Origin of the sequence: Streptomyces sparsogenes subsp. cuspidosporus (genome assembly GCF_039532705.1) — a bacterium.
Classification (GTDB): domain Bacteria; phylum Actinomycetota; class Actinomycetes; order Streptomycetales; family Streptomycetaceae; genus Streptomyces; species Streptomyces sparsogenes.
In genome coordinates, this window is sequence record NZ_BAAASD010000011.1 from 165,883 (window position 1) to 184,848 (window position 18,966).

Here is an 18,966-nt window from a genome sequence, read left to right on the forward strand (position 1 = left end):
CCGGCCACCGGCTCAGGCCACGCCGACCACGCGATACAACGCGTAGAGAATCGCGGGCAACACCCCGACGAACACCCCGAGCGCGCTGATCACCCCGGGCAGCCGCTGCGCCGCCCGCAACACCCTGGCCAGATAGCCGACCAGTACGAAGAAGGCCAGGATCACCACGACCCCGGCCAGCAACCACACAAGGGAAGACGGATACACCGCAGCACACGCTCCTTCGACTCTGCCTAGTCCAGCTCTTCGCACGCGGACGGCAGGGGACTCCTCGAAGGCCCTTGGTAGGAGAGCCCGAATCCCACGCGGCGCGCGGCGAGTTGGACAAGACGGTAGCCGAAGTCGGCGGCGTTAGGCCAGAGTTAGCGGAAAAGCACAGCAAGGCAGGGCACCCCGGGCTACCACCCCCGGAGGCCCTGCCTGAGCGCACGCTGGACTAGGCATGTCGCAAGCGCACTGTTCATCCAGGGTGCCTGCTGCCTATAGACAATCGATGAACGCCCGCACACGGCAGGACAGTTCGCGGTTTCCCCCTTCCCCTCTGCATCCGCTCTGCTTCCACTCTGCACCCACTTAACGTCCACTAAGCGCACTGCTAGGCTACCTTTCATCAATCGCCAATCACCTGCCAACTCACGGGAGGGGTGAAGGCCCTGTCCCTCCGATTCCGGCTCCTGGGCCCCGTGCGGGCCACCCACGAGGGCGCGGAAACCGCCCTCGGCCCCCCGCAGCGCCGCGCCGTACTCGCCATCCTGCTGCTCTCACCCGGACAAGCCGTCACCATCGCCACCCTCCGGGAGCGCGTCTGGACCGGCCCTCCCCCCGCCTCCGCCACGCAGGCCATCCACGTCCACATCCACCATCTCCGGCACCTGCTGCGGCAGTTCACCGATGGGGCGGACGCCACCCCACCCCGCCTGGTCACCCACCCCGGACACGCCCCCGACCAGGTCAGCTACGTCCTGCACACCGCCCCGGAAACCATCGACGTGGCCGTCTTCCGCGGCCTCCTGGAAGACGGCGAGACGGCCGAAGGCGACGGCGACACCCAGACCGCACTCGCCCACTACGACACCGCCCTGAACCTGTGGCGCGGCGAACCCCTCGCCGACCTCCAGCCCTCCCCCTACGTCCGCAGCATCCGCCTCAGCCTCGCGGAAATCCGCCTCGACCTCGGCAAGCGCCACGCCGCCACGCTGCTCGCCCTCGGCGCCGCCGCCCGCGCCACGGCCGAACTACAGGACCTCCACGCCCACCACCCCGCCGATGAGAGCATCGTCGTCCTCCTGGCCCGCGCGCTGCACGCCACCGGAGCCCACACCCGCGCCCTGCGCCTGATCACCGACGAACTGGACCGCTGGGAGCGCGAATACGGCCTGCTGCCCCCCGCACTCCTCGACCAGCGCGACAGCCTCGTCCACGGCGACGGCCGCGCCGGAGTCACCCCATGAGGACCGAAGCGCGGCTCCTCGGCCCCGTCGAACTCGTCGTGAACGACACCGAGGTCACCCCGACATCGGTGCGCGCCCGCACCTTCCTCGCCTCCCTCCTCCTCCGCGTCGGACACCCCGTACCCGTGGAAACCCTCAGCGAAGAGCTCTGGGGCGACGCCCCGCCCGCCACCGCCCGCGCCCAAGTGCACACCCACGCCAGCCAACTGCGCCGCCGCATCGACCGGGCGGGCGGACCCGGCGCCGGACAGCGCCTGCTGGCCACCCACCCCATCGGCTACACCCTCCTGCTCGACCCCGAGCACCTGGACCTGACCCGGTTCACCGCACTGGTCGACGACGCCAGGAACCACCTGACCGAAGCCCGCCACCAGCGCGCCCGCGAACTGCTCGCCACCGCCCTCCATCTGTGGCGCGGCCCCGCCCTCGCCGGGGTCACCGCCGGCCCCCGCCTCGCCGCACACGCCCGGCGCCTGGAAGCCGAGCGCCTGGAAGCACTGTCCCTGCGCATCGACGCGGACCTGCGGCTCGGCCGGCCCGGCCGGGTCATCCCCGAACTCCGCGCACTCACCGAGGAACACCCCCACCACGAGTTGTTCCACGCCCAACTGGCCCGCGCCCTCCACGACGCGAGCCGTACGACGGAGGCGCTGGACGTCCTCCGCGGACTGGAGGCCCCAGCCCCCAAGAGCCGACCCGAGCCCGGACCCGCACCCGCACCCGCACCCGCACCCGCACCCGCACCCCAGGCGACAGCCGACCCCCCGCATCCCGAGCCACCCGCCCCCGTGCGCCACGAGCAGCGCCTCTCGGAGCACCTGCGCTTCTCCCTCCTGGGACCGGTCCGGGTCTGGCGGGACGAGGAACCCGTCAACACCGGCTCACCACAACAGCGGGCGCTGCTCGCTGCACTGTTGCTGCGCGGCGGCCGGACGGCGACCGCATACGAGCTGATCCATGACCTCTGGGGCGAATACCCACCCGACGCCGCTCTCGCCGCGCTGCGGACCTACGCCTCACGGCTACGAAAGGCCCTCGGCCCGGAGGCGAACGCCCTGGTCAGCCAGTCAGGCGGGTACGCCATCCGCACCGGCGCCGGGCCGCTGGATGCCGAGGTGGCCGCCGAGCTGGCCGCCAAGGCCGAAAAGGCACGGCACGCGGGGAACCGCGCGCAGGCACGCGGCCTGCTCAACGAGGCACTGGCCCTGTGGGACGGCGAGCCGCTGGCCGGGGTACCCGGCCCGTACGCCGAAACACAGCGCGCCCGCCTCGAGGAATGGCACCTCTCCCTGCTCGAAACCCGCCTCGACCTCGACCTGGAACTCGGCCTTCACGCGGAGGCGGTCTCCGAACTGACCGCGCTGACCGCCGCGCATCCGCTGCGCGAGCGGCTGCGCGAACTGCTGATGCTGGCGCTCTACCGCAGCGGACGGCAGGCCGAGGCGCTGGCCGTGTACGCCGACACCCGGCGACTGCTGGCCGAGGAACTCGGCGTGGACCCCTCAGCAGAGCTCAGTGACCTACAACAGCGCATCCTCCGAGTCGACCCGGAGCTTTCGGCCCCCAGCGGCACGGCGGAGCACCCCACAGCCTCCCCACCGCCGACACCCGCCCAACTCCCCGCCACCGTGCCGGACTTCACCGGGCGCGCGGCATTCGTTCGCGAGCTGAGCCAGCAACTCACCGCGGCCGAGGGCGGGGTCATGGCCATCTCGGCCCTCGCCGGGATCGACGGTGTCGGCAAAACCACGCTCGCCGTCCACCTGGCGCACACCGCACGCCCCCAGTTCCCCGACGGACAGCTCTACGCCGACCTCCAGGGCGCGGGCCCCACCCCCGCCGCCCCCGAAGCCGTCCTCGGCTCCTTCCTGCGCGCCCTGGGCACCCCCGACTCCGCGATCCCCGACGGCGTCGAGGACCGCGCCGCCCTCTACCGCTCCCTCCTCGGCGGCCGCCGCGTCCTGGTCCTCCTCGACAACGCCCGCGACGCCGCCCAGGTACGGCCACTGCTGCCCGGGGCCCCTGGCTGCGCCGCCATCATCACCAGCCGCATCCGCATGGTCGACCTGCCCGGCATCCACCTCGTCGACCTCGACGTGATGAGCCCCAACGAAGCGCTCACCCTCTTCACCCGCATCGTGGGCGAGGAACGCGTCCACCCGGAGCGCGAGGCCGCCCTGGACGTGGTGGCCGCCTGCGGCTTCCTGCCGCTGGCCATCCGCATCGCCGCCTCCCGGCTCGCCGCACGCCGCACCTGGACCGTATCCGTCCTCGCCGCCAAGCTCGCCGACGAGCGGCGGCGGCTGGACGAGCTGCGAGCGGGCGACCTCGCCGTCAAGGCCACCTTCGAGCTGGGCTACGGCCAGCTCGAGCCGGCGCAGGCGCGTGCGTTCCGCCTCCTGGGGCTCGCGGACGGGACAGACATCTCCCTCCCGGCGGCGGCCGCCCTCCTCGACCTCGACATGCTCGAGGCAGAGGATCTCCTGGAGTCCCTGATCGACACCTCACTGCTGGAATCCGCGGCCCCCGGCCGCTACCGCTACCAAGACCTCGTACGCCTCTACGCGCGCGCCTGCGCCGAGCGCGACCAGCCACCGGAGGACCGAGACGCGGCCCTCTCCCGCCTCCTCGACTTCTACCTGGCCACGGCGGCCCGCGCCTACGCCCAGCAGCGGCCCGGCGACCGCCTCGTCGACCACCTGACCCCCACCCGCCACCCCGGCCTCGACTTCCCCGACCGGGAAGCCGCCCTCGACTGGCTCTTCGGCGAAGCCGACTGCCTGCTCTCATGCGTCGCCCAGACCGCGTCCCGCCCCGCCTCAGGCGCCACCCTGCGCCGCGCGGCCGACCTGCTCCTGACCTCCTCCGACCTCGCCGAGTCCGGAGCAAGCACCCACCGGTACGAAGCCGTGGCCGACCGGCTCAGCGCGGCTGCCGAGGCCGCCGGGGACCTCCGCGCCGAACGCCGCGCCCGGACCGCCCTGTCCCATGCGCTCGATCTGCGCGGAGAGCACACGCGGGCGGAGCAGCAAGCACGGCGTGCCATGGACACCGGCGCCGCGGCGCACGACCCGGGCATCGTCGGCCTCGTCATGAACCGGCGCGGCATCCGCGCCCACTTCCTGGGCCGGCCCGAGGAGGCGGAAGACTGCCTCCGCCGGGCGATCGACGCCTTCCGCGCCACCGACGACCGCCCCGGCGAAGCGGCCGCGCTGTGCAACCTGTCCCGGGTCCACCTCGCACACGGCCGCACAGCCGAAGCGGTCGAGCTGGCGCGGCACGCGGTCGCGATGTACGAGGGCCTGGGCCGAACGCTGCGCCTCGCCAACGGAAACTACGCTCTCGGGATCGCGCTGACGCAGGCGGGACGGGCCGGGGAAGCGGTCGAGCAACTGACCGCCGCTGCCGCCCTCTTCCACGAGAACCGGCAGCGCCTCTGGGAAGGCATGACGCACTACCGGCTGGCGGAGGCCCACCTGGCCATGCGCCTCCCCGCGCCGGCCGCCACCCACGCCGAGCAGGCCCTCGCCCTGGGTATCATCGGCGGCGAATGGCGGCGCGCCATCATCCTGACCGTGCTCGGCAGGGCGCTGGCGGGGCTCGGCCACTCCGATCGCGCCCAGGCCTGCTGGCGCGAAGCGCTCGCGATCCACGAGCGGCTGGGAGCGGCGGAAGCCGAGGACGTACGGGCGCTGCTCGACGGCCCCGCCTCTGTCCCTGCCGCTTCCTCCGCCCCTACTGCTGCTTCTTCTCCTCCGCGTCCTCGATGACCGCCTCGGCCACCTGCTGCATGGACATCCGGCGGTCCATCGAGGTCTTCTGGATCCAGCGGAACGCGGCGGGCTCGGTCAGCCCGTACTGGGTCTGCAGAATGCTCTTCGCGCGGTCCACGAGCTTGCGGGTCTCCAGCCGCTGGGCGAGGTCGGCGACCTCCTTCTCCAGCGTCTTCAGCTCCGTGAACCGGGAGACGGCCATCTCGATGGCCGGGACCACGTCGCTCTTGCTGAACGGCTTCACGAGATACGCCATCGCCCCCGCGTCCCGCGCCCGCTCGACGAGTTCGCGCTGCGAGAAGGCGGTGAGCATCAGGACCGGGGCGATACGGTCGGCGGCGATCCGCTCGGCGGCGGAGATGCCGTCGAGGACCGGCATCTTCACATCGAGGATCACCAGGTCGGGTCGGTGCTCCTGAGCGAGCGCGACGGCCGTCTCCCCATCGCCCGCCTCGCCGACGACGGAGTACCCCTCCTCCTCGAGCATCTCCTTGAGATCGAGGCGGATGAGGGCCTCGTCCTCGGCGATGACCACGCGGGTGGTGTGTGGGGGGACGTGCGACTGCGCGTCGGGGGCGTCGGTGGTGCTCACGTGGCTCCTCGGTCGTGGCAGGTTCTGCACCTTGAGCCTACCTATCTCGTGTACCGTTGACGCACGAAGGGGCTACACTCACCTTCAGAACACAGGGGCTCCGGTAGTCCAATCGGTAGAGACGATACCCTCAAAAGGTATTCAGTGTGGGTTCGAATCCCACCCGGGGCACTTTACCTTCAATTCCAAGGTCACCGCCGAATTGAGGCCGTTCACTCGATAAAGTGAACATCTCTTCGAGCGCGCAGGCCGCAGCCCTCGCGCTCTCCACACTCGTCAGTGTGTACGACTTGGAAACGCGCAAGCGAGCCCTCGCTCTCGTCGGCCAAGGCCACAGCCTCAACTCCGTAAGCAAGCAGACCGGGATATCCCGCGCCGCGATCCGTGCGTGGCAAATCCGGATCAAGCCCCTGCCCCGGGGCGGCACCTGTCCCAGGTGTGCATCCATGCCGCGCTTACCGGAAGAGCCCGCCGCCTATGCGTATCTGCTCGGCCTCTATCTCGGGGACGGCTGCATAAGCCGCCTCAAGAAAGGGGTGTACTTTCTGCGCGTCGCGTGCGCGGATGCCTGGCCGGGCCTCATCGAAGCCTGTGAAGCGGCGGTGCGTGCCCTGTGCCCCGACAACAGGGTGTACCGCGTCCAGCGGCAGGGATGCGTCATGGTGACCGGCTACAGCAAGCACTGGCCTTGCCTGTTCCCGCAGCACGGGCCGGGAAAGAAGCACCAGCGGCCGATCGTTCTGGAGCCCTGGCAACTCGAGATCGTGGATACGCACCCATGGGAGTTCGTGCGGGGACTCGTGCACTCCGACGGCTGCCGGATCACCAACTGGACGGCGAAGGAGGTCGGCGGGGTGCGGAAGCGGTACGAGTACCCAAGGTACTTCTTCACCAACAGGTCGGACGACATCCGGAAGTTGTACACCGACACGCTCGACCGGCTGGGCGTCGAGTGGAAGCAGCCGAACGCCTGGAACATCTCCGTCGCCAAGCGCGCCTCCGTCGCCCTCATGGACGCCCACATCGGGCCGAAGTACTGAGCGCGCGCCCACCGCCCCGCACTCCGGCCCGAACCAGGACCAGCCCCGGACACGCACCGCTACCGCAAGTCGCCGCCCTCGCCGATGCGGTGCACGCGCACCAGGTTCGTGGAGCCGGAGACGCCGGGCGGGGAGCCGGCGGTGATGATGACGAGGTCGCCCTTGCGGCAGCGGCCGATGCGGAGGAGTTCCTCGTCGACCTGGGCCACCATCTCGTCCGTGGAGTCGACCATGGGGCCGAGGAAGGTCTCCACTCCCCAGGTGAGGTTGAGCTGGGAGCGGGTGGAGTGCTCGGGGGTGAAGGCGAGGAGGGGGATGGGTGAGCGGTAGCGGGAGAGGCGGCGGACGGTGTCGCCGCTCTGGGTGAAGGCGACGAGGAACTTCGCGCCGAGGAAGTCGCCCATCTCGGCGGCGGCGCGGGCGACCGCGCCACCCTGGGTGCGGGGCTTGCTGCGCTCCGTGAGGGGCGGGAGGCCCTTGGCGAGGATGTCCTCTTCCGCCGCCGCGACGATGCGGCCCATGGTCTTGACCGTCTCGATCGGGTACTTGCCGACGCTGGTCTCGCCGGAGAGCATCACCGCGTCCGTGCCGTCGATGACCGCGTTGGCGACGTCGGAGGCCTCGGCGCGGGTGGGGCGGGAGTTCTCGATCATGGAGTCGAGCATCTGGGTCGCGACGATCACCGGCTTCGCGTTCCGCTTGGCGAGCTTGATCGCGCGCTTCTGGACCAGCGGCACCTGCTCCAGCGGCATCTCGACGCCGAGGTCGCCGCGGGCGACCATGATTCCGTCGAAGGCGTCGACGATCCCTTCCAGGTCCTGGACCGCCTGCGGTTTCTCGATCTTGGCGATGACCGGGAGCCGGACGCCCTCCTCCCGCATGACGCGGTGCACGTCCACGACGTCCTTGCCGTTGCGGACGAAGGAGAGGGCGATGATGTCGGCGCCGGTGCGCAGCGCCCAGCGGAGGTCCTCGATGTCCTTGTCGGAGAGCGCCGGGACGGAGACGGCGACTCCGGGGAGGTTGAGGCCCTTGTGGTCGGAGACCATGCCGCCCTCGATGACCATGGTGTGCACGCGGGGGCCTTCGACGTCCACTACTTCAAGGGTGACCCGGCCGTCGTCGACGAGGATGCGCTCGCCCCGGCTGACGTCGGTGGCCAGGCCCTTGTAGGTGGTGCCGCAGCGCAGGCGGTCGCCCTCGATGGGTTCGACGGTGATGGTGAACTCGTCGCCGCGTTCAAGGAGTACGGGGCCTTCGCGGAAGCGGCCGAGACGAATCTTCGGGCCTTGAAGGTCGGCGAGGATGCCGACGCTGCGACCGGTTTCGAGCGAGGCCTTCCGGACTCGCCGGTAACGCTCCTCGTGCTCGGCGTAGGTGCCGTGGCTGAGGTTGAAGCGGGCCACGTCCATTCCGGCTTCGACGAGCGCCTTGATCTGCTCGTACGAGTCGGTTGCGGGTCCCAAGGTACAGACGATTTTTGCTCGGCGCATGCGGCGAGCCTATGACTTACCGGCGGGTAAAGAACCGGGAACCTGCCACTCCTCCATGGCCTTTGGGTGACCGCTCGTCGACAACTAATGAAACGTGCAGGGCGGTGCTCCGATGAGCGGTTTCCGGGCGGTTTCACAGCTGCGGAGGGGACATCGTAAAGCGGGCGTTGACCTGGGCGTACACGGTCTGGCGCTGGGGTTCGAGGTCCAGGGCGGGGGCGGCTTGGGGTGCGGCGCCGTAGCCGCCGGCGCTGCGTGTCCCCCCGAAGGTGACCGGGTAGGGCTGCTCGGTGCTCTCCGCGTCGAGGTCGGCGAGCTCGACGAGGGCGACGAGCCGGGCGCCGAGCGCGCCCGCGTACTCGCGGGCGCGCTGGACGGCTTCGCGTACGGCCTGGCGGCGCGCCTCGCCGTGGGCGGGTGAGTCGGGGCGCAGGGCCCACCAGGGGCCGTTGACCTGGGTGAGCTCCAGGTCGGCGAGGCGGGTGGTGAGCTCGCCGAGGGCGGTGAAGTCGGCGATGGTGACGGAGAGGTGGACCCGGCCGTGGTAGGCGTGGACGCGCTCGTGGCGGCCCTTGGCGGTGAGCTGCGGGGTGATGGCGAAGGCGCCGGTCTCCAGCTTCTCGACCGCCTGTCCGTAGGACTTCACCAGCTCGATGACCTGGCCGTTGCGGCGGGTGAGGTCTTCGAGGGCGGTGCGGCGGTCGCTGCCGCGCGCGCTGACGCTGATGCCGAGGCGGGCGATCTCGGGGTCGAATTCGAGGCGGGCCTCGCCGCGGACCGCGACGCGCGGGGCTTCGGGGGTGCCGTAGGGCAGGGCGGTCGTGGGCTGCGGGGAGGCCTGGTCCATGGGGTGGGCTCCTGGGTCGGTGGTGGTGGCAGGAGAGCGTAGGGGGTGGGGAGGACGCTCGTCAGGCGGACGTCTGGACGCGGCCTTGCGCGGGGCGGGTCCGGTGCAGGGAGAGGGCGATGTCCACGAGGGGGACCCGGGGCAGTTCCGCGACGCGGTCGAGTGGGATCCAGGCGGCCTGGTCGGTGGAGCCGTTGGTCTCGTGGCGCAGCTGTCCGCCGGTGACGTGGGCGGTGTAGACGACGCGGAGCCCGTGGAAGTCGGCGTCGCGGCCGCGGCGGCGGGCGTAGCGGTGGTGGACGGAGTCGATGCCCAGCAGTTGGTCTATCTCGACGGTGTAGCCGGTTTCCTCTTCGACTTCGCGGATGGCGGCGTCGTAGGGGTCTTCGCCGTGTCGGATGCCGCCGCCGGGCATGGTCCATTGTTTACCGTCGGGGCCGACCCATCGGGCGAGGAGGATGTTGCCGTCCTGGATGCAGACGGCGTATGCGGCGACTCTGAGTTGTCTGTTGGCCATCACCCAAGCATGGCTTGGGTGTCGGGTGATCGAAAGCTGTCGCGCTGCTCGGGGAGGTGGCCGCCGGCGGTGGTGGGGCCGCCGGGGGTGGTGGGGGTCAGGCCGAAGGTGGTGAAGGCGGTGCGTGCGGGGAGGGTGTAGGTGGGCCGGGGGGTGAGTGAGTTGAGGATGACGGCGGAGCGCCAGGCGGCGAAGCCGAGGTCGGGAGCGCCGACGCCATGGGCGTGGCGTTCGGCGTTCTGGACGTAGATGGGGCCTTTGACGAGGGGGTCGAGGACGATGCGGTGGTGTTCGTCGATGCGGGGGCGTTCGCGGTGGTCGCGGCGGATGTAGGGGTCGAGGGCGGCGATGAGGGTCTCGATGCGTCGTTCGCGGTAGCCGGTGGCGAGGACGACGGCTTCGGTGGTGTGGCGGGTGCGGGTGCCTTGTTGGTGGTGTTCGAGGTGGAGTTCGAGGCGGGCGGTGGCGATGCGGCCGGCGGTGCGGACGGTGACGCCGGGGGTGAGGACGGCGTCGGGCCAGCGGCCGTGTCGGGTGCGGCGGTAGAGCTCGTCGTGGATGGCCGTCATGGTGTCGTGGGCGATGCCCTTGTAGAGCTGCCATTGGCGGGGCAGGAGTTGGTCGCGTACGCACTCGGGCAGGGCGTGGAAGTAGCGGGCGTAGTCGGGGGTGAAGTGTTCGAGGCCGAGTTTGCTGTATTCCATGGGGGCGAAGGCGGGGGTGCGGGTGAGCCAGTGGAGTCCTTCGGCGCCCGGGGGCCGGTTGCGGAGGAGGTCGAGGAAGACTTCGGCGCCCGACTGGCCGGAGCCGACGACGGTGATGTGGCCCGCGGCCAGGAGCCGGTCGCGGTGTTGGAGGTAGTCGGCGGAGTGGATGACGGGTACGCCGGGGGTGTCGACGAGGGGGCACAGGGGCGGGGGGACGTGGGGTTCGGTGCCGACGCCGAGGACGAGGGCGCGGGCGTAGCTGCGGCCCATGTGCCGGGCTTCGCCGGTGGGGTCGAGTTCGGTGTAGTCGATCTCGAAGAGCAGGTGGTCGTGGTTCCAGCGGATGGCGTCGATCTGGTGGCTGAAGTGGAGGCCGGGGAGTTGGCGGCTGACCCAGCGGCAGTAGGCGTCGTATTCGGTTCGTTCGATGTGGAAGCGCTCGGCGATGTAGAAGGGGAAGAGCCGGTCGTGGGTTTTGAGGTAGTTGAGGAAGCTCCAGGGGCTGGTGGGGTCGGCGAGGGTGACGAGGTCGGCGAGGTAGGGGACTTGGATGGTGGCGCCGTCGATGAGGAGCCCGGGGTGCCAGTGGAAGGCGGGGCGTTGTTCGTAGAAGGCGGTGCGGAGGTGGGGGATGCGGTGGGCGAGGACGGCCAGGGAGAGGTTGAGCGGGCCGATGCCGATGCCGGCGAGGTCCAGGGGGTGGTCGGGTGGGGCCGCGGCGGGGGTGGGGGGCTGGGTGGTGCTCATGGGGGCTGCCTTCGACGGTTCGACCGGCGTCCGGGGGCGCTGGGCTGGGTGTGCGGGGTGGGTGTGCGGGGGCGGGGACGGGGTCCCGGGGCTGTCCGGGCCATGGTCTGTGCCACGGTCCGGGCCACGGCTTTTCGCGCGTGGCGGCACGGCGATGACGGCTCAGGAGTGAGGACGGCTCACGGGTGAGGACGGCTTAAAAGTACTTCGCGGGAGGGCGGTTCGGTGGGGGGCGGGCGCGGGTCCACTCGTACGTGGTAATGGCGGGCGGGGTGAGGGGCGTACGGTGTGGGGTCGCGCGCCCCTGTTCGGGGGGCCGGTTTTCGGCCGCGGGGGCGGGGGCGGGCGTGGCAGGCGTCGGGAGCCCGGCGTGATCCACGAGGCGCCCCTAGGATGCCCGGGACCGGTGGGACGAGTGGGCGGGGGCGGGCATGGATGAGCAGCCGGAGGACGGTGGCCTGGCCGAGGAGCTGATCGCTTCGGTGATGGCCGCCTCACGGCTGCTGGTGGCGATTTCCGCGCGTGCGCTGGCCTCGATCGACGAGACGCTGACGCTGACGCAGCTGCGGGCCCTGATGGTGCTGGACGGGTGCGGGCCCGCGAAGTTGGCGGAGCTGGCGGCGGGGTTGGGCGTGAATCCGTCCACCGCGCTGCGGACGGTGGCCCGGCTGGAGTCGCGGGGGCTGGTGGATCGGCAGGTCAATCCGGACAGCCGCCGGGAGGTGGTGCTGCGGTTGACGGACGGGGGCGCGGAGTTGGTGGCGCGGGTTCTGGAGTACCGGCGCGGGGAGATCGCGGTGTTGGTGGGGCGGTTGCCCGCGGCCGAGCGGGCGGGGCTCGCGCGGGGGCTGCGGGCGTTGAGCGCGGTCGCCGACGAGCCCGACCTGCGGGGGGCCGGGCTGTCGGGGTCGGGTCCGGCGCGGTTCAGCGATGTGCTCGCCGCCGCTTCCGGAGGGGTGCGTCCGCGTCGTCGGGCCCGGTGAGGGCGGGGTGGCGGTAGGGCCGGGCGGGGGTGCGGGAGCGGTAGACGACGTAGGGCCTGGCGAGGTAGCCGAGGGGTGCGGTGAAGGCGTGTACGAGCCGGCTGAAGGGCCAGAGGGCGAACAGCGCCATGCCGAGCAGGGCGTGGAGCCGGTAGACGAGGGGCGCGTGGGCCATGGCGGGGACGTCGGGGTCGAGGGCGAACAGGCTGCGGAACCAGACGGACACGCCCTGCCGGTAGTCGTAGGCGTCGGCGCTCGCCCCGGTGGCGGTGGCGGTGAGTCCGGCCAGCAGGACGGCGGCGAGTACGGGGTAGACGGCCCGGTCGCTGCGGCTGGTGGCGGCGCGTACGGCGGGGACCTTGAGGCGCCGGTAGAGCAGCAGGGCGAGGCCGGCGGCGGTGGCGAGGCCGGCGGTGCCGCCGACGAGCAGGGCGTTGGCGTGGTAGAGCCCTTCGGTGACATGCAGTCGCTCGGTGAGTGATTCGGGGACGACGAGCCCGACGACGTGGCCCGCGGCGACGAACAGCAGTCCGAAGTGGAAGAGCGGGCCGCCGATGCTCAGCAGGCGGCTTTCGTGGAGTTGGCTGGAGCGGGTGGTGAAGCCGAAGCGGTCGTAGTGGTAGCGCCAGGCGGTGCCCGCGGTGAAGAGGGCGAGGACGAGGTAGGGCAGCACGCCCCACAGGGCGATGTCGATGTGGTTCATCGGCCGGTTCCTCCCGGTAGGTGGCCGGCGTGCCGGGGGGTGGCGGAGAAGGGGGCCAGGCCGACGGCTTCGGCGGGTGGTCCGCTTCGGGCGAGTGCGAGGGCGGTGGCGCGGTCGGCGGGTGAGGCGCCCGGCAGGGTGTCGCAGACGGCGAGCAGGACGTCGGCGTAGGGGCTGTGGTGGTCGGCGAGGGCCATTCTGAGGAGTTCGATGGCGGGGCGGTGTTCGCTCAGCAGCTCGGTGCCCGGGCCGGGGCAGCGGGCGGCGAATTCGAGTGCCAGGGGCAGGTGGTCGGGGAGTTCGTCCTCGGGGGGTTCCCAGCCGTGGGCGCGGTAGCGGGCCTTCCAGTCGGCGAGGGAGCCGCCGCGGCGCCGGGTGTCGCCGTCGGTGTAGTAGGTGAGGTGCAGGGTGCGTCGCCGGCTGCGGTCGAAGGTGACGACGTAGCGGGCGGCGAGGTCGAGGACGGGGGTGTCCTGGACGGCGGCGCAGAAGCGCAGGAGTGGTGTGGTGCCGGGGCCGGTGAGGTGGGCGAGGGCTTCCCGGACGAGGGTCAGCCGGTCGGGCCACCGCTGGTCGGGGTAGCCGAGGAGGAGGGCCGCGGCCTGGTGTACGGCGGGGGTGGCGGGGTTCACTCGGTGGCCTCTCCGCGCTGCGGGAACAGTCCGCTGGGGCGTCCCCGGCCGTTCCAGTTGAGCAGGTTGAAGCGGCCGGCGAGCCCCGTTCCTGCTCCGCTTCCGGCTCCGGCGGGGGTGGGCACGGGTGGGGCGTGGAAGGTGTCGGCGTCCGGGAAGGCGCCGGGCATCATGCCGGGCAGTCCGTCGCCGTCGAGGCTGCAGCCGTCGTTCATCCCCTCGTGGCCGGCGCCGGCGGCGTAGCCGGTGGGGATGACGTACCGCTCCTCGTATTTGGCGAGGGCCAGCAGGCGGTACATGGATTCGATGGTGTCCTGGTCCATGTCGACGGCGTGGGCGATGGCGGGGTCGCGTTCCTCGCCGAGGTTGATCCGGCGCATGTGGGAGCGCATGGCGGCCAGTCGGCACAGGGCGGCTTCGACCGGTTCCGGGTCGCCGGCGGTGAAGAGTTCGGCGAGGTAGGAGACGGGGATGCGCAGGGCGTCGATGGCGCCGAAGAGGTTGGCGGGGTCCTCGCCGTCGTGGCCGGTGGTGGTGAGGGCGTCCACGACGGGGGAGAGCGGGGGGATGTACCAGACCATGGGCATGGTGCGGTATTCGGGGTGCAGGGGCAGGGCGACCTTGTAGCGGGAGATGAGGGCGTGGACCGGGGAGCGGCGGGCGGCCTCGATCCAGTCGTGGGGGATGCCGGAGGCTTCGGCGGTGCGGGCCACGTCCGGGTCGTGGGGGTCGAGGAAGCAGCGGAGTTGCGCCTCGTAGAGGTCTTTCTCGTCGGGGACGGCGGCGGCTTCGCCGACCTTGTCGGGGTCGTAGAGGAGCACGCCGAGGTAGCGGAGCCGGCCGACGCAGGTCTCGGAGCAGACGGTGGGCTCTCCGGCTTCGATCCGCGGGTAGCAGAAGGTGCACTTCTCGGCTTTGCCGCTGCGGTGGTTGAAGTAGACCTTCTTGTACGGGCAGCCGCTGACGCACATGCGCCAGCCGCGGCAGCGGTCCTGGTCGACGAGGACGATGCCGTCCTCGACCCGCTTGTAGAGGGCGCCGGAGGGGCAGACGGCGACGCAGGACGGGTTGAGGCAGTGTTCGCAGATCCGCGGCAGGTAGAACAGATAAGCCTGCTCGTACTCCAGGCGGACCTTCTCGGTCATCTTGGCGAGGACGGGGTCGCCGGCGAGGTGTTCGGGGCCGCCGCCGAGGTCGTCGTCCCAGTTGGGGCCCCAGGTGATGTCGGTGGGGCGGCCGTCGATGAGGGAGCGGGGCGGGGCGGTGGGCAGGTCTTCGCCGAGGGGGGCGGTGGTGAGGTTGTCGTAGTCGTAGGTCCAGGGCTGGTAGTAGTCGTCGAGGGAGGGGAGTTCGGGGTTGGCGAAGAGGCGGGCGAGGCGGCGGGCGCGGCCGCCGGCGCGGGGCACGAGGCGGCCGCCCTTGAGCCGCCAGCCGCCCTGCCACTTGTCCTGGTCCTCGTAGCCGCGGGGGTAGCCCTGGCCGGGGCGGGTCTCGACGTTGTTGAACCAGACGTATTCGGTGCCGGAGCGGTTGGTCCAGGTCTGTTTGCAGGTGACCGAGCAGGTGTGGCAGCCGATGCACTTGTCGAGGTTCATGACCATGGCGACCTGGGCCATCACCCGGGGCCCGGTCGGCTGGCGGCGGGGCATGTCAGTACTCCACGTTCTGGGACCGGCGCCGGATGACGGTGAGGGCATCGCGCTGGTTGCCGGTGGGTCCGTAGTAGTTGGGGGCGAAGGAGAGCTGGGCGTAGCCGCCGATGAGGTGGGTGGGTTTGATGAGCAGCTTGGTGAGGGCGTTGTGGGTGCCGCCGCGGCCGCCGGTGGCCTCGGACTTGGGCACGTTCACCAGCCGTTCCTGCACGTGGTACATGAACACCGTGCCTTTGGGCATGCGGTGGGAGACCACGGCTCGGGCGACGACGACGCCGTTGGCGTTGACGGCTTCGATCCAGTCGTTGTCGGCCACTTCGATGGCCTCGGCGTCCTCCACGCCGATCCAGATGACGGGGCCGCCGCGGGCCAGCGTCTGCATGATCAGGTTTTCCTGGTACTCGGAGTGGATGGACCACTTGGAGTGCGGCGTGATGTAGCGGACGGTGACCGAGCGGCCGGTGTCGGCGGTGCCGGGGGGCGGGGCTTCGCCCAGGGCGGTCATGTCCAGCGGGGGCCGGTAGACGGGCAGTTGTTCGCCGAGTTCGGCCATCCAGTCGTGGTCCAGGTAGAAGTGCTGGCGGCCGGTGAGGGTGTGCCAGGGCTTGCGGTGTTCGGTGTTGATGGTGAAGGGCGCGTACCGGCGGTCCACTGCCTCCTTGCCGGACCATTCGAAGCTGGCGCCGACCTGGACGGGGCGGGTCTGGGTGTCGGAGAAGGCGACGCGGCGCTCGGCGACCGAGTGGCCGAGTTCGGTGAGGCCGGAGTCGGCGCCGCAGCGTTCGGCGAGTTGCCGGAATCCTTCGGCGGCGACGCGCCCGTTGGTGGTGCCGGAGAGGGCGAGGATGGCTTCGCACATCTTGGTGTCGGTGTCCAGCAGGGGCCGTCCCTTGGCGGCGCCGGAGGTGGCGGTGCCACAGCGGTCGGCCAGCCAGCCGGCTTCGGGGGTGGGGTCGACGCTGACGCCCTTGACCCGCATGCCCTGGCGTTCGGCGAGCGGGCCGAAGGCCGCGAGCTGGTCGGCGACGGCGGTGTAGTCGCGTGCGACGAGGGCGAAGTCGGGGAGGTTGCGGCCGGGTACGGCTTGGGTACGGCCGTCGCGCCAGTCGGGTGCGGTGCCGCCGGGCTGGGCGGTCTCGCCGGGGGTGTCGTGCATGAGGGCGCAGGCCACCAGGTCGTGGGCGACGTCCAGGTGTCCGGCGGCGAGTTCGCTGAGTTTGCGGGCGAGGCCGTGGAAGATCTCGAAGTCGGTGCGGGCCTGCCAGGGCGGGATGATCGCCGGGGTGAAGGCGTGCACGTAGGGGTGCATGTCGGTGGACGACAGGTCGTGCTTCTCGTACCAGGTGGCGGCGGGCAGGACGAGGTCGGCGAAGAGGGTGGTGGAGGTCATCCGGAAGTCGAGCGCCATCAGCAGGTCGAGCTTGCCGCGGGGGGCCTCGTCGCGCCAGGTGACGTCGGTCGGGCGGTTGCCTGGGGGTGCCTCCTCGGCGGTGGCGTTGTCGCGGGCGCCGAGCAGGTGGCGCAGGAAGTACTCGTTTCCCTTGGCGGAGGAACCGATGAGGTTGGCCCGCCAGACGGTGAGCACGCGGGGCCAGTTCTGTGGCGCGTCGGGGTCCTCGCAGGCGAAGTCGAGTGCGCCGTCGGCGAGTTGTCCGGCGATCCACTCCCCCGCCGGCTGTCCGCTCTCCTTGGCCCGGCGGCCGAGGTCGAGGGGGTTGGCGGAGAAGGTGGGGTAGGAGGGCATCCAGCCGAGCCGCATGGACTGGGCGACGAGGTCGGCGGTGTGCCGGCCGGTGAACAGGCCGCGGGCGGTGGGGGACGCCAGGGCGTCGGCGCCGTACCGCTCGTAGCGCCACTGGTCGGTGTGCAGGTACCAGTACGGGGTGCCGGCCATCTGCCGGGAGGGGCGCACCCAGTCGGCGGCGGTGGCGAGCTGCTGCCAGCCGGTGAAGGGGCGCACCTTCTCCTGGCCGACGTAGTGGGCCCAGCCTCCGCCGTTGACGCCCTGGCAGCCGGTGAGGAGCAGCAGGGTGAGGAAGGAGCGGTAGATGGTGTCGGAGTGGAACCAGTGGTTGGTGCCGGCGCCCATCACGATCATGCAGCGGCCGCGGCTCTTCTCGGCGGTGTCCGCGAATTCCCGGGCGGCGCGGATGACGGCCGCGGCCGGGACGGAGGTGATGGCCTCCTGCCAGGCGGGGGTGGAGGGCACGGAGGCGTCGTCGTAGCCGGTGGGCCACTGTCCGGTGAGGCCGGGGCGGCCGACCGCGTACTGGGCCAGGAGGAGGTCGAAGACGGTGGTGACGAGCCGGCCGCCGATCCGCCGGGCGGGGACGGCGCGGCGGACGGTGGCGCCGGGTTCGTCGAAGCGGGGCAGTTCGACGTCGATGGTCCGGGCGCCGGTGGTGCGGTGGAAGGTGAGGCGGGGGGTGATGCCGGCCAGGTCGAGGTTCCAGTGGCCCTCGCCGCTCCTGCTCCAGCGGTCGCCGAGGGTGCCGCCGGGGACGACGGGGCGGTCGGTGTCCGCGTCGTGGAGCACCGGCATCCAGCGCTGGGCCGCCTCGTCGGCGTGGGCGGCCAGGTCCGGGTGGGTGGCGCGCAGGTCGGCCGCGGTGAGGAACTTGCCGGGTGTGTGGCCGCCGGGGGTCCCGTCCCGTTCGACGAGTTCGACGAGGAAGGGCAGGTCGGTGAAGCGGCTGACGTAGTCGGTGAAGTAGGGGACCTGCCGCTCGGTGAAGAACTCCGTGAGGATGACGTGTCCCATCGCCATGGCGACGGCGCCGTCGGTGCCGGGGTGGGGGTGCAGCCATTCGTCGGCGAACTTGGTGGCGTCCGAGTAGTCCGGGGAGACCACCACCACCTTCTGTCCCCGATAGCGGGCCTCGGCCATCCAGTGGGCGTCGGGGGTGCGGGTGACCGGCACGTTCGATCCCCACAGCATCAGGTAGGCGGCGTCCCACCAGTCGCCCGACTCGGGTACGTCGGTCTGGTCGCCGAACACCTGGGGGGAGGCGATCGGCAGGTCGGCGTACCAGTCGTAGAAGGAGATCATCGGGGCGCCGATCAGCGACATGAAGCGGGCGCCGACGGCGTGCGAGGCCATGGACATGGCGGGGATCGGGGAGAAGCCGGCGATCCGGTCGGGGCCGTAGGCCTTCAGGGTGTGCACATGCGCGGCCGCCGCGATCTCGAGCGCCTCCTCCCAGCCGATGCGGACCAGCCCGCCCTTGCCGCGGGCGGACTGGTAGCGATGGCGCTTGGCGGGGTCGCCGGTGATCTCCGCCCAGGCGGCGACCGGGTCGCCGAGCCGCGCCTTGGCCTCGCGGTAGAGCTCGACCAGCACGCCTCGGGCGTGGGGGTAGCGCACCCGGGTGGGCGAGTAGGTGTACCAGGAGAAGGAGGCGCCGCGCGGGCAGCCCCGGGGCTCGTACTCGGGCCGGTCGGGGCCGACCGAGGGGTAGTCGGTCTGCTGGGTCTCCCAGGTGATCAGCCCGTCCTTGACGTACACCTTCCACGAGCAGGAACCGGTGCAGTTCACACCGTGGGTGGAGCGCACCACCTTGTCGTGGGCCCAGCGCTCCCGGTACGGGGAGTCCTCCACGGCCTGGTCGGTCCGGTAGACGGCCCGCAGGTCCGGGGTGGTGGCGGTGCGGCGCAGGGCCGCCCCGGCCCGGAGCAGGCGTTCGGTCACCGCTGACGCGGCGGCCTCGGCCTGCGATCGTGTGGTGCGACGCGCCACGGAGCTACTCCTTGGGATGGGGCCGGGGCCCGCGCCGTCTCCCCGGCAGCGGACGTGACCGGCTTCGGTTCGCGCCACAGCATCACTCGCGTC

14 protein-coding genes and 1 tRNA gene are annotated in these 18,966 nt (G+C 71.5%); 5 read left to right on the forward strand and 10 right to left on the reverse strand.

Annotation, left to right across the window (positions count from 1 at the left end):
* Window positions 1-12 precede the first annotated feature (12 nt).
* Window positions 13-207: a hypothetical protein gene (locus ABFY07_RS16300; protein ID WP_346175195.1), complete on the reverse strand. Its 195-nt coding sequence runs from the start codon at window positions 205-207 to the stop codon at window positions 13-15.
* Between the two features lie 476 nt (window positions 208-683).
* Here ABFY07_RS16300 and ABFY07_RS16305 point away from each other — a divergent pair, with 476 nt between their 5' ends.
* Complete coding sequence (locus tag ABFY07_RS16305; RefSeq protein WP_346175196.1) at window positions 684-1,451, forward strand: AfsR/SARP family transcriptional regulator; 768 nt, start codon at window positions 684-686, stop codon at window positions 1,449-1,451.
* Window positions 1,448-5,221: an SARP-family global regulator AfsR gene (gene afsR / locus ABFY07_RS16315; protein ID WP_428836937.1), complete on the forward strand. Its 3,774-nt coding sequence runs from the start codon at window positions 1,448-1,450 to the stop codon at window positions 5,219-5,221. Before ABFY07_RS16305 ends, afsR begins: the two co-directional genes overlap by 4 nt.
* Here the strand turns inward: afsR and ABFY07_RS16320 are convergent.
* A complete protein-coding gene (locus tag ABFY07_RS16320) occupies window positions 5,187-5,816 on the reverse strand; it encodes an ANTAR domain-containing response regulator (RefSeq protein WP_346175197.1) in 630 nt (209 codons plus the stop codon). The two genes, afsR and ABFY07_RS16320, sit on opposite strands and share 35 nt — an antisense overlap.
* Window positions 5,817-5,913: 97 nt before the next feature.
* Here ABFY07_RS16320 and ABFY07_RS16325 point away from each other — a divergent pair.
* Both ABFY07_RS16325 and ABFY07_RS16330 read left to right on the forward strand, forming a co-directional pair.
* Window positions 5,914-5,987 (forward strand) — tRNA-Leu (locus ABFY07_RS16325).
* A gap of 110 nt (window positions 5,988-6,097) precedes the next feature.
* Window positions 6,098-6,856, forward strand: a complete 759-nt coding sequence (locus ABFY07_RS16330; RefSeq protein ID WP_346175240.1) for a transcriptional regulator — start codon at window positions 6,098-6,100, stop codon at window positions 6,854-6,856.
* A gap of 59 nt (window positions 6,857-6,915) precedes the next feature.
* Here the strand turns inward: ABFY07_RS16330 and pyk are convergent, their stop codons facing one another.
* The 4 genes from pyk to ABFY07_RS16350 all read right to left on the reverse strand — a co-directional run bounded on the left by pyk (window position 6,916) and on the right by ABFY07_RS16350 (window position 11,167).
* Window positions 6,916-8,349 carry a pyruvate kinase gene (gene pyk / locus ABFY07_RS16335; protein ID WP_346175198.1) on the reverse strand — a complete coding sequence of 478 codons (1,434 nt, stop codon included), beginning with the start codon at window positions 8,347-8,349 and terminating at the stop codon, window positions 6,916-6,918.
* 133 nt (window positions 8,350-8,482) lie between these two features.
* Complete coding sequence (locus ABFY07_RS16340) at window positions 8,483-9,196, reverse strand: SIMPL domain-containing protein (protein WP_346175199.1); 714 nt, start codon at window positions 9,194-9,196, stop codon at window positions 8,483-8,485.
* 61 nt (window positions 9,197-9,257) lie between these two features.
* Complete coding sequence (locus tag ABFY07_RS16345; protein WP_346175200.1) at window positions 9,258-9,713, reverse strand: NUDIX hydrolase; 456 nt, start codon at window positions 9,711-9,713, stop codon at window positions 9,258-9,260.
* On the reverse strand, window positions 9,713-11,167 hold the full coding sequence (locus tag ABFY07_RS16350) for a lysine N(6)-hydroxylase/L-ornithine N(5)-oxygenase family protein (RefSeq protein WP_346175201.1): 1,455 nt from the start codon (window positions 11,165-11,167) through the stop codon (window positions 9,713-9,715). The genes ABFY07_RS16345 and ABFY07_RS16350 overlap by 1 nt, the downstream gene beginning before the upstream one ends.
* Before the next feature lie 431 nt (window positions 11,168-11,598).
* On the opposite strand from ABFY07_RS16350, the gene ABFY07_RS16355 reads away from it, so the two are divergent.
* A complete protein-coding gene (locus ABFY07_RS16355) occupies window positions 11,599-12,150 on the forward strand; it encodes a MarR family winged helix-turn-helix transcriptional regulator (RefSeq protein ID WP_346175202.1) in 552 nt (183 codons plus the stop codon).
* Here ABFY07_RS16355 and narI read toward each other — a convergent pair.
* From narI to ABFY07_RS16375, 4 genes are read right to left on the reverse strand one after another with little or no spacing between them, the layout of a single operon-like run.
* Complete coding sequence (gene narI / locus ABFY07_RS16360) at window positions 12,092-12,853, reverse strand: respiratory nitrate reductase subunit gamma (protein WP_346175203.1); 762 nt, start codon at window positions 12,851-12,853, stop codon at window positions 12,092-12,094. The genes ABFY07_RS16355 and narI overlap by 59 nt on opposite strands.
* The gene (narJ, locus tag ABFY07_RS16365; RefSeq protein ID WP_346175204.1) at window positions 12,850-13,485 is read right to left on the reverse strand and encodes a nitrate reductase molybdenum cofactor assembly chaperone; all 636 of its coding nucleotides are present in this window, start codon (window positions 13,483-13,485) and stop codon (window positions 12,850-12,852) included. The genes narI and narJ overlap by 4 nt, the downstream gene beginning before the upstream one ends.
* The gene (gene narH / locus ABFY07_RS16370) at window positions 13,482-15,134 is read right to left on the reverse strand and encodes a nitrate reductase subunit beta (protein ID WP_346175205.1); all 1,653 of its coding nucleotides are present in this window, start codon (window positions 15,132-15,134) and stop codon (window positions 13,482-13,484) included. The genes narJ and narH overlap by 4 nt, the downstream gene beginning before the upstream one ends.
* A 1-nt stretch (window position 15,135) precedes the next feature.
* Window positions 15,136-18,873, reverse strand: a complete 3,738-nt coding sequence (locus ABFY07_RS16375) for a nitrate reductase subunit alpha (RefSeq protein WP_346175206.1) — start codon at window positions 18,871-18,873, stop codon at window positions 15,136-15,138.
* Between the last annotated feature and the right edge of the window lie 93 nt (window positions 18,874-18,966).